Annotated in this window: 15 protein-coding genes; all 15 read left to right on the top strand. The window is 66.9% G+C overall.

What is annotated here, in order from left to right; all coding sequences use genetic code 11:
- The first annotated feature begins 4 nt into the window (after positions 1–4).
- Positions 5–1,201, top strand: a complete 1,197-nt coding sequence (locus ACV7JO_RS06720; RefSeq protein ID WP_470355570.1) for an ABC transporter ATP-binding protein — start codon at positions 5–7, stop codon at positions 1,199–1,201.
- Positions 1,201–1,407, top strand: coding sequence for a DUF8005 family protein (locus tag ACV7JO_RS06715; protein WP_470355569.1), 207 nt, complete (start codon positions 1,201–1,203; stop codon positions 1,405–1,407). The genes ACV7JO_RS06720 and ACV7JO_RS06715 overlap by 1 nt, the downstream gene beginning before the upstream one ends.
- 81 nt (positions 1,408–1,488) lie before the next feature.
- Positions 1,489–2,553, top strand: coding sequence for a glucose 1-dehydrogenase (locus ACV7JO_RS06710; protein ID WP_470355568.1), 1,065 nt, complete (start codon positions 1,489–1,491; stop codon positions 2,551–2,553).
- A 214-nt stretch (positions 2,554–2,767) separates the two neighbouring features.
- On the top strand, positions 2,768–4,144 hold the full coding sequence (locus ACV7JO_RS06705; RefSeq protein WP_470355567.1) for an ABC transporter substrate-binding protein: 1,377 nt from the start codon (positions 2,768–2,770) through the stop codon (positions 4,142–4,144).
- 151 nt (positions 4,145–4,295) lie between these two features.
- Positions 4,296–5,435, top strand: a complete 1,140-nt coding sequence (locus tag ACV7JO_RS06700) for an ABC transporter ATP-binding protein (protein WP_470355566.1) — start codon at positions 4,296–4,298, stop codon at positions 5,433–5,435.
- A gap of 47 nt (positions 5,436–5,482) precedes the next feature.
- Complete coding sequence (gene trmB, locus ACV7JO_RS06695; protein WP_470355565.1) at positions 5,483–6,526, top strand: HTH-type sugar sensing transcriptional regulator TrmB; 1,044 nt, start codon at positions 5,483–5,485, stop codon at positions 6,524–6,526.
- Positions 6,527–6,863: 337 nt separating this feature from the next.
- Positions 6,864–7,607, top strand: a complete 744-nt coding sequence (locus tag ACV7JO_RS06690; protein WP_470355564.1) for a beta-ketoacyl-ACP reductase — start codon at positions 6,864–6,866, stop codon at positions 7,605–7,607.
- A gap of 1 nt (position 7,608) precedes the next feature.
- A complete protein-coding gene (locus ACV7JO_RS06685) occupies positions 7,609–9,192 on the top strand; it encodes an acyl-CoA carboxylase subunit beta (protein ID WP_470355563.1) in 1,584 nt (527 codons plus the stop codon).
- Positions 9,192–9,518 carry a DUF8022 family protein gene (locus tag ACV7JO_RS06680; RefSeq protein ID WP_470355562.1) on the top strand — a complete coding sequence of 109 codons (327 nt, stop codon included), beginning with the start codon at positions 9,192–9,194 and terminating at the stop codon, positions 9,516–9,518. Before ACV7JO_RS06685 ends, ACV7JO_RS06680 begins: the two co-directional genes overlap by 1 nt.
- 135 nt (positions 9,519–9,653) lie before the next feature.
- Entirely contained in the window at positions 9,654–10,814 is a 1,161-nt protein-coding gene (locus ACV7JO_RS06675; RefSeq protein WP_470355561.1) for an ABC transporter substrate-binding protein, read from the top strand.
- Between the two features lie 9 nt (positions 10,815–10,823).
- Positions 10,824–11,957 carry a FecCD family ABC transporter permease gene (locus tag ACV7JO_RS06670; RefSeq protein WP_470355560.1) on the top strand — a complete coding sequence of 378 codons (1,134 nt, stop codon included), beginning with the start codon at positions 10,824–10,826 and terminating at the stop codon, positions 11,955–11,957.
- On the top strand, positions 11,957–12,784 hold the full coding sequence (locus tag ACV7JO_RS06665; RefSeq protein WP_470355559.1) for an ABC transporter ATP-binding protein: 828 nt from the start codon (positions 11,957–11,959) through the stop codon (positions 12,782–12,784). Before ACV7JO_RS06670 ends, ACV7JO_RS06665 begins: the two co-directional genes overlap by 1 nt.
- Positions 12,785–12,786: 2 nt before the next feature.
- Positions 12,787–13,611, top strand: coding sequence for a DUF7551 domain-containing protein (locus tag ACV7JO_RS06660; RefSeq protein WP_470355558.1), 825 nt, complete (start codon positions 12,787–12,789; stop codon positions 13,609–13,611).
- Between the two features lie 63 nt (positions 13,612–13,674).
- The gene (locus tag ACV7JO_RS06655; protein ID WP_470355557.1) at positions 13,675–14,826 is read left to right on the top strand and encodes a thiolase family protein; all 1,152 of its coding nucleotides are present in this window, start codon (positions 13,675–13,677) and stop codon (positions 14,824–14,826) included.
- Positions 14,823–15,209 carry a Zn-ribbon domain-containing OB-fold protein gene (locus ACV7JO_RS06650; protein WP_470355556.1) on the top strand — a complete coding sequence of 129 codons (387 nt, stop codon included), beginning with the start codon at positions 14,823–14,825 and terminating at the stop codon, positions 15,207–15,209. The genes ACV7JO_RS06655 and ACV7JO_RS06650 overlap by 4 nt, the downstream gene beginning before the upstream one ends.
- Positions 15,210–15,224 lie beyond the last annotated feature (15 nt).

Raw genomic sequence — 15,224 nt, 5'->3', positions numbered from 1 at the left:
ACACATGGCACGAGTCAAACTCGAACACGTCACGAAACGCTACGACGACGGCGAGGGCGGCGTGGTCGCCGTCGACGACATGAACCTCGACATCGACCACGGCGAGTTCATCTGCTTCGTCGGCCCCTCGGGCTGTGGGAAGTCGACCACGATGGAGACCATCGCCGGGCTGACCATCCCCACCGAAGGTGAGATATTCATCGGCGATCGCGAGGTGACGAACCTCCCGCCGAAGGACCGCGGGGTGGCGATGGTGTTCCAGAACATCGCGCTGTTTCCCCACATGGACGTCTACGACAACATCTCCTTCGGCCTGCGCCTGCGGGACTACCCGCAGGACGAGATCGACCGCCGGGTCGAACGGGCCGCCGACATCGTCCAGTTGGAGGGGATGTTGGACCGGATGCCCGACGAGATGTCCGGCGGCCAGCGCCAGCGCGTCGCCATCGCCCGGGCCATCGTCCGTGAGCCCGACGTGTTCCTGATGGACGAGCCGCTGGCGAACCTAGACGCCAAGCTCAAGGTCCACATGCGGACCGAACTCCAGCGCCTCCACAAGGAACTGGACACGACCATCATCTACGTCACCCACGACCAGGAGGAGGCGATGACGATGTCCGACCGCATCGCCGTCCTCAACGACGGACGGCTCCAGCAGATAGCCCCGCCACTGACCTGCTACAACGAGCCTGACAACCTCTTCGTCGCCGGCTTCATCGGCTCACCGTCGATGAACTTCGTCGAGGCCGAGGTGACCGACGCCGCCTTGGAGACCAAGAACTTCGACCTCGCGTTCGACCCGGCCGGCGTCGACGGCGTCGGCGTCGGTGACAGGGTGACGCTCGGTATCCGACCGGAGGACGTCTATCCGGCCGACGAGGCCGGCTCGCTGGCCGACCCCTCAGCAGAGATAGCCGCGTCGACGGACGTGCTCGAACCGATGGGCGACGAGATATTCGCCTACCTCCTGCTCGGCGACGGCGAGACGTCGATGTCTCAGGAACAGGCGACGAACGACCAGCTCCTGATGAGCATCGAGCCCGACGCCGACATCGCGGAGGACGAGGCGATACAGGTCGTCGTCGACCGGCGGAAGACCCACCTGTTCGACACCGGAACTGGCGAGGCGCTCACCCACCGACTCGACCCCGTCGGGCTGGGCGGCGAAAGCGCCGGCAGCGAGGCCGAGTCCGACGACTGATGAGTTCGCATCTCGTCGCCACGGTCTACTGGAGCGGGATGGTCGTCCTGTTTTTCTTCTGGGCCTACGGCGTCGTGTCGTTCGGCTTGGACCTGAAAAACAAGATACTGCCCGGTATCGTCCGATATCGCCGGGGGCGGCGACAGGAACAGGCCGAGCGGGAGCAGGAGGCCGACCGCGAGGAGCGCGAGCGACAGCTCTACTGACCGGCCAGCGACGGCCCATCGAAGAATTATCTCGGAAAGGAAGAAAGATTTAATCCGGCGTACTCTCACACACAGTATATCATGAAGGCTATCGGCGTGCGCAGAGACGGCGACGAACCGGAGTTACTCGACGTAGCCCGGCCCGAACCAGATTCGGGCGAGGCGCTGGTCAAGACGCTCCGGGTCGGCGTGGACGGCACGGACCACGAGGTCATCAGCGGCGCCCACGGCGGCTACCCCGAGGGCGAGGACTACATGGTGCTGGGCCACGAGGCCGTCGGCGTCGTCGCCGACCCGAACGGGACCGGTCTCGATGAGGGACAGGTCGTCGTCCCGACGGTCCGGCGCAAGCCAAACGGCGAGACCAACGAGTACTTCCGGCGCGGCGAACCGGACATGGCCCCCGCCGGCGAGTACGTCGAGCGCGGTATCGTCGGCGGCCACGGCTACATGGCCGAGTACTTCACCTCGCCGGCCGACAACCTCGTCCCCGTCCCAGAGGCCATCGCCGAACACGCGATGTTCGTCGAGCCCATCTCCATCACCGCCAAGGCCAACGAACACGCCTACGCCACCCGGGAGCCCTTCGAGTGGCGGCCCGAAGCCGCCTGCGTCCTCGGGAACGGCTCGCTCGGCCTGCTCACCCTCTGGATGTTCCAACAGGAGTTCCGCCGGACGTACTGCGTCGGCCGCCGCGACCGCCCGGACCCGACGGTCGACCTTATCGAGGAAATCGGCGGAACCTACGTCGACTCCCGCGAGACGCCGGTCGACGAACTGCCCGACGCTCACGAGCCGATGGACTACGTCTACGAGGCGACTGGGTTCGCCCCCCACGCCTTCCAGACGGTGCAGGCGCTGGCCCCGAACGGCGTCGGTGCCCTGCTGGGTATCCCCGAGTCGTGGGAGTTCGAGGTCGACGGCGGGGCGCTCCACAACGAACTCGTCCTCCACAACAAGTGTCTCGTCGGCACCGTCAACTCCCACGTCAAACACTTCGAGTCGGCCGTCGACACGCTCGAAGCGATGCCCGAGTGGCTCCTCGACGACCTCGTCACGACCGTCGTCGGTCCCGAGAACGTCGCCCCCGCGTTCGTCGACGACGACGAACAGATAAAGGCCGTCGTCGAGTTCGACTCGCTGTAGCGTCGTCTCGCCGTCCCGATTCGTCGCCGTCTCCCGACTCGATGCGACACTCCTCAGTTTGCGAAGTAATCGGACGAAGACAGTCTGACCGCTCGAAACCCACGGATGGAAGCCGATTTACTCGCTCAGGAATCAATGTGAAATACGGACTGTTGTCATACAGAAGTATTAAGTGGCAATCCTCGATACGAAATAGTGAGGTATTGGTGCAACCATGACTGACGAAGCCTCTGACAAACGACTCACGAGACGTAACGCTTTGCGCATCGCCGGTGCGGCCGGTGCGGCATCGCTGGCCGGCTGTGGCGGCGGTGGCGACGGCGGTTCGGACGGCGGTAGTAGCGGTTCCGACGGCGGTAGCGGCGGGAGCGACGGCGGTAGCTCCGACGGCGACAGCGGAACCCAGACGACGACGAACGCGCTGGAAGTCGCCCACTGGTGGGGCGAGGGCGACGGGCTCGAAGCCATCCAGTCGGTGATGGACGCGTTCACCGAGCAGTACCCGTTCGTCGACTTCGACGACAACCTCATCGCCGGCGGTGCCGGACAGAACCTCCAGTCCAACATCCGCACCCGCATCCAGAACGGCAACCACCCCTCCACGTGGCAGAACTGGCCCGGTGCGGCGCTGACGCCGTACACGGACGCCAACCTGCTCGAGGACATCGAGGAGTCCGTCTGGGACCAGAACGGCATGAAAGACGCCTATCTGGCCGGCCCCAAGTCCGCGGCTCAGCCTGCGGGGAACTACGTGACGGTACCGCTGAACATCCACCGCATCAACAACCTGTTCTACAACGTCAGCGTCGTCGAGGACGCGGGCGTCGACCCGACGAGCCTCTCGGACCCCTCGGAGGTCGTTGGCGCGCTGGAGGCCGTCGACGAGGCCGGCTACACCGCGATGGCCCACCAGACCAACTCCCCGTGGTCGACCGTCCAACTGCTCGCGACGGTGTACCTTGGCATCACCGACGCCGACACCTACGCGGCCACGTGGGAGGAGGGCAACATCGACAACAACGGCAGCGCCATCGAGGACGCGCTGGACATCGTTCGGGACTACAGCGAGTTCTACCCCAGCGACGCCGGCTCTATCTCCTGGACCGAGGCCAACACCGGCGTCATCAACGGCGACGCCGGCTTCCTCCATCAGGGCGACTGGGCGGCCGGGACGTACATCACCAACGACCTCACCTACGGTGAGGAGTGGGACTACGTGCCGTTCCCGGGGACCGAAGGCAACTACATGCTGAACATGGACTCGTTCCCCTACCCCATCGACAACCCGTCGCCGGAAGCGACGACGCTGTGGTGTCGCTTCGTCGGGACCGCCGAGGCACAGGAGATATTCTGCCCCGGCAAGGGCGCGATTCCGCCCCGGTCGGACGTCTCCACCGAGCCGTTCAACCAGTTCTCCTCGGACCAGATCGAGGACTTCCAGAACAGCGACGCACAGCCGCCGTCGCTGGCCCACGGGCTGGCCGCGCCGCCGGAGATCGCCTCCGGCGTCACGTCGGCCATCTCGTCGTTCATCTCCGGTGCCTCGAACGACGAGGTCGTCAACCAACTCGCCGACGCCTACAGCCAGTAGGACCGCGGCCCGAACGCGCTTTTTTCGGTGCGCGACGCGCAAGCGATAGCTATATACGGCGTCGTTCGGCCGTTTCAGACGGCACTCGCCCCGGGACCGGCCCGAGGCGGCAGAACGATAAACACGAAGCGATCAAATGGGGACACAAGCGATGGCAGGGCTCACACTCGACAACGTAACCAAGGTGTACGACGACGACGGCGAACAGATCGTCGCGGTAGACGACGTGGATATCGACATCGACGACGGGGAGTTCCTCGTGTTAGTCGGTCCCTCGGGCTGTGGCAAGTCGACGACGCTGCGGATGATAGCCGGGCTCGAAACCATCACCGAGGGCGAGATTCGCCTCGGGAACGAGGTGCTGAACGACGTCCCGGCGACCGACCGAAACATCGCCATGGTGTTCCAGTCCTACGCGCTGTACCCGCACATGAGCGTGCGGGAGAACATGGCGTTCGGGCTGGAGGAGTCCACGGACATGCCCGACGCGGAGATAAACGAGCGCGTCGAGCAGGCCGCCGAGATGATGGGCATCGAGGACCTGCTCGACCGCCAGCCCGACGAGCTCTCGGGCGGCCAGCAACAGCGGGTGGCGCTTGGTCGGGCCATCGTCCGAGACCCGGAGGTCTTCCTGATGGACGAGCCGTTGGCGAACTTAGACGCCAAGCTCCGGGCGGAGATGCGCACCGAACTCCAGCACCTCCAAGAGGACCTCGACACCACGACGGTCTACGTCACGCACGACCAAGTCGAGGCGATGACGATGTCCGACCGTATCGCTATCCTCGACGAGGGGGTACTCCAGCAGTGTGGCACGCCGCTGGAGTGTTACCACGAGCCCAACAACCTCTTCGTCGCCGGTTTCATCGGCGAGCCGTCGATGAACTTCTTCCCGGTCGAACGGGAGGGGACGACGCTGGCCGGCGAGGTATTCGACTACGAACTCTCGGACCAGACGGTGTCGCAACTCGGCACCGCGACGGACTTGATGTTCGGCGTCAGACCCGAGGACGTGGTGCTGAAATCGAGCGTCGAGTCGGCACACGATTACCACGCGACGGTCGACGTCATCGAGCCGATGGGCGACGAGAACGTCATCCACTTGGCGTTCGACGCGGCACCGGACGACGAGACGTTCACGGCCGTCATCGACGGGATGAAAAGCGTCGACGCGGGCCAGCGGGTCGCCGTCGAACTGCCCGAGTCGGCGGTCCACCTGTTCGACCGGGCCAACGGCGAGGCGCTCCGCAATCGCGAGATGGCGGACGCGGACCGCCCTCGCGTCCAGTGACCGCCCGAGGCCGAAGCTCTTAGTAGGCTACCGGCGAACGGCTCAGCATGGCAAGCGACGACCTGGAAGCGGCACTCGAACAGGTCATCTCACGGTTTAATCTCGGGGAGTACGAGGTGACGGCGTATCTGGCCGTCCTTGAACACGGGGAGCTGACGGCGTCGGAGATATCGGACAACACCGACATCCCACAACCGCGTGTCTACGACACGGTCCGGAGCCTCAGCGACGTGGGGCTGGTGGAACTGAAAGAGTCGCGGCCGATGAAGGTCCTCGCTATCGACCCGCGGGAGGCCTTCGACGACATCCAGAGCTCGCTCGACTCGCTGGTCGACGACCTCGCGGACCGCTACACCGCCCCGGCGCGTGAGCCGGAGGCCGTCTCGCTGGTCAAGTCTCGGCCGACGATTCTGCGCTACCTCGACGATATCATCGCCGCCGCGGAGTACGAACTGACGCTCTCGCTGACGCCGTCGCTGCTCCGGCGTGTCGAGTCGGAGCTACGGGACCGGCGGACCGAGGGCATCGCGACGGAACTGCTCATCTCGCCCGCCTCGGAGGCCCCCGACACCGAGACGTTCGACTACGGCTCTCTCGCGACGACGGCCAAGGTCCGGCGGGGCATCACTACGCCCATCGTCGCCGTCGCCGACGGCAACTACTCGCTGTACGCCTCGCGCGAGGCCATCCGGGGCGACACCGACAAGTACGGCGTCATCTTCAACCGCTCGGAGCTTGGCTTTCTCGTCTCTGGCTTCCTGAACACTGTCCTCTGGACGACGGCCGACACCGTCGCCACGGCTGACCACGGCATCGAGTTCCCCCGCCGGTACGGGACGATACGCCGCTGTATCTCGGACCTCACGGCCATCGACGGGGAGTTCTACGCGTCCATCGAGGGTCGCGACGTGACGAGCGGTGAGAACTGGGTCGTCGAGGGCCGCGTCGGCGAGGCGTCGTTCAGTTCGAACCGCGAGGTGGCGACGCTGGTCGTCGAGACCGACCACGGGGATGTCGACGTGGGCGGGCAGGTAGCCGCCTACGAGGATATCGAGGCCCACGAGATACGTATCAGTCGGAGCGAGCCGTAGCTCTCCGGGAAAGATGAGTACCGTGGAACGCGCCACGGAACCCGTCAGCAGACGGAGCGATGTCAGAGGCACCGTCTGTCGCTATCCGACTCGACGCCGCGACGATGGCGCGGCCGGGTCGTTCCCTCGAACGGACAGCAAGACCGCGTTGGATGGACTGCACGATAAAATTTTCCCACGTGTGTTCGTCACTCGCTCGACGTATCGACTCTCGGACAGGCTGACTTTATATTCCCGCGTCGGCGATTAACCCAGTATAAGGCGAACTATTATCTGGCTGTGCCAAGCCACTTAGGGCAGAGATGAGCGCACCACGAGACGGGGGTCACAACCGAACATGAATCTGGACAACCAGACCTGTGTCGTAACGGGGTCGTCGCGGGGTATCGGCCGCGGCATCGCCACGGACCTCGGTGCGAACGGGGCGAACGTCGTCGTCAACTACCGCTCCTCCGAGCAGGAGGCCGCCGCGGTCGTCTCGGAGATACGCGAGTCGGGCGGCGACGCCATCGCCGCGCAGGCGGACGTGGCGGACCACGACGAGGTGGCGGCGATGCGCGAGCAGGTCAACGACGAGTTCGGGGCCGTCGACGTGCTGGTCAACAACGCCGGCATCACCATCGACAAGAAGTTCGAACACATGACCCGCGAGGACTGGGACGCCGTCATCGACGTGAACCTCGGCGGCGTGTTCAACTGCACCGACGTGTTCTACGACGACATCCGCTCGGCCGACCACGGGCGACTCATCAACATCTCCAGCGTCGTCGGCCAGCAGGGCAACATCGGGCAGGCCAACTACGCCACGACGAAGTCCGGCCTGTTCGGGTTCACCCGGACGCTCGCGCTGGAGTTGGCCCACACCGGGTCGACGGCAAACTGCGTCGCGCCGGGGTTCGTCGAGACCGACATGCTGGAGGAGGTTCCGGAGCGAGTACAGGAGAAGATTCTCCGCGAGATACCGCTGGACCGGTTCGCCACCGTCGAGGACATCGCCGGCATCGTCCGCTTCGTCGCCAGCGAGGAGTCCAGCTACATGACCGGACAGGTACTCGGCGTCAACGGCGGGATGGAGTGGTAACATGAGCCAGCAAGAAGACCCCAACGAGGACGACACGGACGTATCGGACCCTGTCGAGGAACTGCGCGAGAAGCGCCGACAGGCGGAACTGGGCGGAGGCGAGGCCCGAATAGAGTCCCAACACGAGAAGGGAAAGATGACCGCGCGCGAGCGCATCGACTTCCTCGTCGACGAGGGGTCGTTCAACGAGGTCGACCCCTTCGTCGAGCACCGCTCGACGAACTTCGGCATGGACGAGAAGCGGTTCGCGGGCGACGCCGTCGTCACCGGCTACGGCGAGGTCGACGGCCGGAAGGTGTTCCTGTTCGCCCACGACTTCACGGTGCTTGGCGGCTCTGTCGGCGAGGTCGTCGCCGACAAGATATGCAAGGTGATGGACAAGGCTATCGAGAACGGCGTCCCCGTCATCGGACTCAACGACTCCGGCGGCGCGCGGATTCAGGAGGGCGTCGACTCGCTGGTCGGCTTCGCCAAGATATTCGAGCGCAACACGAAGGCCAGCGGCCTCATCCCGCAGATTTCGGCCATCATGGGGCCCTGTGCCGGCGGCGCGACCTACTCGCCGGCGCTGACGGACTTCACCTTCATGGTACAGGACACGAGCCACATGTTCATCACCGGTCCCGACGTCATCGAGACGGTCACCGGCGAGCAGGTCTCGAAGGAGGAACTGGGCGGGGCGGGCTCACACTCCTCGAAATCCGGCGTCGCACACTTCTCGTACCCCTCCGAGGAGGAGGCCTTGGAGAACATCCGGCGACTGCTCTCCTATCTCCCGCAGAACAACATGGAGCGCCCGCCGAGCCTGAAACCGTGGGACGACCCCGAGCGGGAGGTGCCGGAGGTCACCGACATCGTCCCGTCCGCGCCGCGCAAGCCCTACGACATGACGAAGGTCGTCGACAGCATCGTCGACGAGGGGTCGTTCTTCGAGGTCCACGGCAACTGGGCGCGCAACCTCGTCGTCGGCTTCGCCCGGATGGACGGGGAGGCCGTCGGGGTCGTCGCCAACCAGCCCCGCGTGAGCGCTGGGACGCTCGACATCGACGCCGCGGAGAAGGGCGCGCGCTTCATCCGCTTCTGTGACTCGTTCAACATCCCCATCCTCTCGTTCGTCGACGTGCCGGGGTTCATGCCCGGGACCGACCAAGAGCACAACGGCATCATCCGCCGGGGCGCGAAGCTCATCTACGCCTACGCCGAGGCCACGGTGCCGCTGCTCTCGGTGGTCGTCCGGAAGGCCTACGGCGGGGCCTACATCGTCATGTCCTCGAAGTTCCTCGGCAGCGACGTGAACTACGCGTGGCCCGGCTCCGAGATGGCGGTGCTGGGGCCGCGGGGCGCGGTCAACATCCTCTACCGCAACGAGATAGCCGAGGCCGACGACCCGGACGCCAAGCGACAGGCGCTGATGGACGAGTTCCGCGAGGAGTTCGCCCACCCCTACGGCCCGGCTAAGCGGGGGTACCTCGACGACGTCATCGAGCCCAAGGACACCCGCAAGCGCCTCATCGACGACCTCGACATGCTCTCGCGCAAGCGCGAGGACAGCCCGCCAAAGGACCACGGCAACATCCCGCTGTGATGGCGACGCTCGACGCCCCCGCGGCCGACGATGGGTCGGCCGCCGAGTCCGGCGAGGGTGTCGCGGCCGCCGCCCCGGACCGCTCGCTGTCGGTCCCGGACGACGCGACGGCGACGGAGGCGGCGGCCATCGCAGCGGCCGTCGGCGCGCACGTCACCGACCGGCGGCGGGCGGCGGCCGCGGCGACCGCGGAAGCGGACGATACCACCGACCACGTCGCCGAGTGGGCGCTGGCCGGTCGCCTCGACCGGTTCGGGAAGCGCCGCCGCCCCCGGAACGTCGAGCGCGGCGGGGCGTGGGCCGCGGCGGCCCGGGCGCAGTACTGACACCGACGGCCGGCACCCCCACCGGCGATGCGCCGAACGCTGTTCGCCGACCGCGCCCGTTCGTTTCACTCGAATCCGGGTGGGAACTTCAGCAGATGAGAAGGTTTAATACGATTAGGTGGGCCTAAAACAACCATGGAACGACGCGATTTCGTGAAGGCCGGTGGCGTTGCACTGACGGGGTTGACAGCCGGGTGTGCCGGCGAATCGAGCGCTAGCGACGCGGACATCGGGACTGACGGCAACGGCTCGGCGAGTACGGGGACGCCGGCCGATACCCCGTACTCCGTGACGATGGCCCCGACCGGGGAAGTCACGTTCGACTCGGTCCCCGAGAAGTGGATCGCCTACGACGGCGGCTACGCCGACATGGCGGTCGCGCTGGGCCGGGCTGACGGCATCACGGGCATCGGCTACGCCGACCGGTACTACACCTACGTCTACGACGAGCTAGACGGCCTCAGCGTCGACCGGTCGCTGCTGACCGAGAACGAACTGCTCGGCGACACGATTCCGAAAGAGCCCCTCTACCGACTGGACAACGATATCCACCTGATGGACCCGAAGATGATGATAAACTGGTTCGGCTGGTCCGAGTCCGACGTGGCCGAGATTCGGGACAACGTCGCGCCCTTCTTCGGGAACCTCGTCTTCCGCCGCGAGGACTCGTGGCACGACTACCGCTACTACTCGCTGTACGAGGCCTTCGAGAAGGTCGCGCAGGTGTTTCAGGCGACCGACCGCTACGAGGCCATGAAGGAGTACCACGACGAGTTCATCGCCGACATCCAGACCGACCTGCCGCCGGCCAGCGAGCGACCGAACGCGCTGTTGACCTACGCGGCCGCCGACGAGCCCGAGGAGTTCTCGCCGTACCGGCTGACCGACCAAGGGACCAGCAAGAAGCAGTGGCACGACCTCGGCGTCGCCGACGCCCTGGCCGGCACCGGCGTCGAGGGTCTCAGCACGAACGACCGCGGGAAGGTGGATTACGAGGCGATGCTGGACATCGACCCCGACGTGGTGTTGGTCCGGGGCCACGAGCGCAAGTCGCCACAGGAGTTCCGCGACACCGTCCTCGGCTACATGCAGGACCACGACGTGGCGAGCCAACTGACCGCCGTCCAGAACGGCCGGGTCTACCGCGGCGGATTCCTCCATCAGGGGCCGATTCAGAACTTCTTCCTCACCGAGCGAGCGGCCCAACAGCTGTTCCCGGACACGTTCGGCGCGGTCACGAGCGACGAGACGCTGTTCGACCGCGACCGCATCGCCGACATCGTCGCGGGTGCGTGACGCCGACGGATGACCGACAGCCCTCGCACTGACGGTGGCGTAGCCGCCGACGCCCGGAGCCACAGGCCCGACAACGGGTGGCAGGCGCTCCGCGACCGCGACCTCGGGCTCGTGGTCGCGGGGAGCCTCGCCGTCCTCGTCGTCGGCGGATTCATGCAGATTCGGTACGGTTCCTACCCGATGGCCCCCGGCACGGTCTTCCGGTCGATATTCGACCCCGCCGTCGTCACGCGGCCGGAGGTCTTGGCGAACCTCCTGCTGGGGGGCCCGTTTCCGGAGGTGTCCAACGAGACGCTCATCGTCTGGAAGATACGGATTCCGCGGCTGGTGGTCGGTCTCATCGTCGGTGCGAACCTCGCGGTCGCCGGAGCCATCTTTCAGGCGGTCACGCGCAACGAACTCGCCAGCCCGTACGTCCTCGGCGTGAGCGCCGGGGCCGGCCTGGCGGTGCTCGTGGCGCTCATCCTCGCGCCGGTGTTGACCGCGTACCTGCCGGCGGTCGCGGCGGCCGGCGGGACCGTCGCCTTCCTGTTGACCTACGGCATCGCGTGGAAGGGCGGGACCAACCCCGTCCGGCTCGTTCTCGCGGGCATCATCGTCGCCACGGTCGGGCAATCCCTCCAGATGGGGTTGTTCTTCTTCGCGGGCAACACCGGCGTCGTCCAGACGGCGCTGTCGTGGCTGACCGGCTCGCTGACCGGGACCGACTGGGAGCAGGTCCGGACGGCGCTCCCGTGGAGCGTGCTCTCGCTGGCGCTCGCGCTGGCCGGCTCCCGACAGTTGAACGTCCTCCTGCTGGGCGAGCGCACCGCGACCTCGCTGGGGATGAACGTTGAGCGGGTCCGGTTCGGGCTGTCGGCGCTGGCTATCGCCACGACGGCCGTCGCCGTGGCCGTCGCCGGCCTCGTCGGCTTCGTCGGCCTCGTCGTCCCGCACCTCGTGCGCAACCTCGTCGGCAGCGACTACCGGCGGCTGCTCGTGGGGTGTCTGTTCGTCGGTCCGGCGCTGGTCACCGCGGCGGACGTGGGGGCGCGACTGGCGCTCTCGCCCATCCAGCTCCCCGTCGGCATCGTGACGGGACTGCTGGGCGGGCCGTACTTCCTGTACCTGATGCGGCGGAGCGAACGGCTGGGTGATATCTGATGCAAACGCACGAAACCGAGACGGCGACGGAGAGCGGAACCGACCGACACAGCACGCTCGCGGCGACCGACCTGTCGGTCAGCTACACGGCCGAACAGGAGCCGGTCGTCGCGCTCGAACGCCTCGACATCCCCGAGGGCGAAATAACCGCGCTGGTCGGCCCGAACGGCAGCGGCAAGAGTACGCTCGTCAAGACGCTCGCCCGGCAGCTGTCCCCGGACGACGGCGAGGTACTGCTCGACGGCGAGCGCGTCCAGCGCTACGACCGGAAAGCGCTGGCCCGCGAACTGGGCCACCTCTCACAGGAGAACGACGCGCCCGGGAGCGTGACCGTCGAGGAACTGGCCTACCACGGTCGCTACCCGTATCGGGGCTTCTTCGAGTCGACCGACGAGGCCGACCACGAGGCCGTCGAGCGGGCGATAGACCTCGCGGGCGTCGACCACCTGCGGGACGAACCCGTCGGCACCCTCTCGGGCGGACAGAAGCAACTCGCCTTCATCGCCATGGTGTTGGCACAGGACACAGACGTGCTCCTGCTGGACGAACCGACGACGTTTCTGGACTTACACCACCAACTACGGGTGATGGAGACGGTGACGCGGCTCAACGAGGAGCGGGACGTGACCATCGTGGTGGTACTCCACGACATCGCACAGGCCGCGCGCTTCGCCGACTATCTCGTGGCGATGGACGACGGCGAACTCTACGACTGGGGGCCGCCCAACGAGGTCGTGACCGAGGAACTGCTCCGCGATGTCTTCGACGTTGCGGCGTCGGTCCGGTACACGCCGGACCCCGAAATAGTGCCCAAACACTCCCTGTAACCATGGTCGGACGGACTCTCGCGGACATCCGGTCGCGGCTCGACGAACTGAGCGTCGCCGTCGGCCCCTACCGCGTCGTGAGTTCGCGTACGGGGTCCGCGCCACACCCGGTCACCGGCGTCCAGTTCCCCGACCGGGACACCGCCGCCGAGGCGGCGTCGGTCGCCACCGCCTACCGGACCGCGCTCCGGCGCTACGACCCCGGCGTCGAGGTCCACGACCTCATCGTCTGCGAGGGGCCGTGGGGGACCGAGCGCCCGTCCGGCCCGCCCTCGCTCCCCGAGTACTGCCACACCGTCGCGGCGGCGCTGTTCGAGACGCTCGCGGGCCGCCACCAGTCCGTCGAGCGTGCCGTGATGGACACCTACCTCGCGGCCGCCGAGGAGACCGAGAACCGCGAGACGCTCTGTCTGGAACTCGTCGAGAGCATGGCGTCGGCTATCGACCGCCACCTCGACCCCGCCGAGCAGGCGGACCTGCTGCGCTCGGCCGCCGGGTCGCTGCCGCGCCGTCGGGCGGGCCGGGACCCGCTCGAAGGGACGCTCCGGACGCTCGCCGCCACCGGACTGCTCTCCTCGTGGTCGGTTGCGGCCGCCCCGCAGGGACCCGGCCGCCGGCCGCGACGCGTGACGCTCGGGGGCTACCGGCCCACGCTGTCCGAGGACGCCTGTCCCGTCCTCCCCGTCGTCGTCGAGTTCCTTCGACGGACGACCGTCGCCCCGCGACTCGACGACCTCTCCCGAACGGACGACGGGTGGCGGCTCTGTGTCACGACGGCCGGCGACGCGGCCGGAAGCGGATTGGCCGTCGCCCGCATGGGCGAGTGAGACGGTCAGTCACCCGACAGGTCGACCGTAACGAATACACTCCGTCCCCGAGTGGGTCGGGGCATGGGAGTCGCAGTAATCGGCGCGTCGATGACGAAGTTCGGCCAGCGCGACGCTTGGATACGGGAACTCCTCTCACAGGCGGGCGAGGAGTGTCTCGGCGACGCGGGGGTCGAACCCGACGCCGTGGACCACCTGTACGTATCGAACATGGCGAGCGGGGAGTTCGAGGGCCAAGGGGGCATCATGAACCTGCTCGCCCACGACCTCGGCCTCCTGCCGGCCTACACCGAGCGGGTCGACCAGACCTCCTCGTCGGGCGGGGCGGGCATCTACGAGGCGTGGCAGTCGGTCGCCTCGGGTGCCAGCGAGATGACGCTGCTGGTCGGCGGCGAGAAGATGACCCACAAGACCACCGGGGAGGCCACGGACATCATCGCCTCCATCACACACCCCGACGAGTACAAACACGGCGTCACTCTGCCGTCCTTCGCCGGGATGACGGCCCGGCACTACCTCGAACGGTTCGACGCCCCTCGCGAGTCGCTGGCCCGCGTCGCGGTCAAGAACCACGAGAACGGCGTCGACAACCCCAACGCGCAGTTCCAGAAGGAGATCGACGTGGAGACGGCCTTGGAGTCGCCGATAATCGCCGACCCGCTCCGGCTGTACGACTTCTGTCCCATCACGGACGGCAGCGCCGCGATGCTGTTCACCACCGAGGAGCGCGCCGCCGAACTGACCGACGAGTACGCCGTCGTCTCCGGTATCGGCGGGGCGACCGACACCCACGTCGTCCACGAGCGCGACGACCCGACGGTGATGGGCGGCGTCGTCGAGTCGAGCGAGCAGGCCTACGAGATGGCCGGGCTCGGCCCCGACGACCTCGACATCGCCGAACTCCACGACATGTTCACCATCCTCGAGTTCCTGCAACTGGAGGGCATCGGCGTCGCCGAGCAGGGCACCGCGTGGGAACTGGCGATGGACGGCACCACCGCCAAGGACGGCGACCTCCCAATCAACACCTCCGGCGGGCTGAAGTCCAAGGGCCACCCGCTCGGAGCCAGCGGGGTCGCACAGGGCGTCGAGATATACGAACAACTCGTCGGCGAGGCCGGCCCCCGGCAGGTAGAGGCCGAGGTCGGACTGGCGTGTAACGTCGGCGGGTTCGGAAACTGTGTCATCACCACCATCATGGAGGCCGCAGAATGACGCTGGAAGCCGGCGCGTGTCCCGACGGCCACGTCTCGTACCCGACTCACCCCCGCTGTCCCGACTGTGGGCGGCCACAGGAGACGACCCTCGACCTCTCGGACCGGACCGCGGCGGTCGTGACGTGGACGAAGTCGACGGCGACGCCCCCGGGCGTCCGGGAGCCCAATACCCTCGCCATCGTCGAGTTCGACCTCTCCGGCGTCGAGGCCGCGAGCGACGACTTCGTCCGCGCGCTCGGACAGGTCACCACCGACGACGTCGAATCCGGCGACACCGTCGAGCCGGTGTACGTCGAGGAACTGCGCGACCCCGAGGTGGGACTGAAAAGCGCCAACCCCGAGAGCACCAGTTGGGACGGCTACCGCTGGGACCCGGTCTGACCGGACCGCGAACCT

Source organism: Haloarcula sp. MBLA0138, from assembly GCF_055632455.1.
This window is presented reverse-complemented; position numbering and strand designations above follow the sequence as displayed.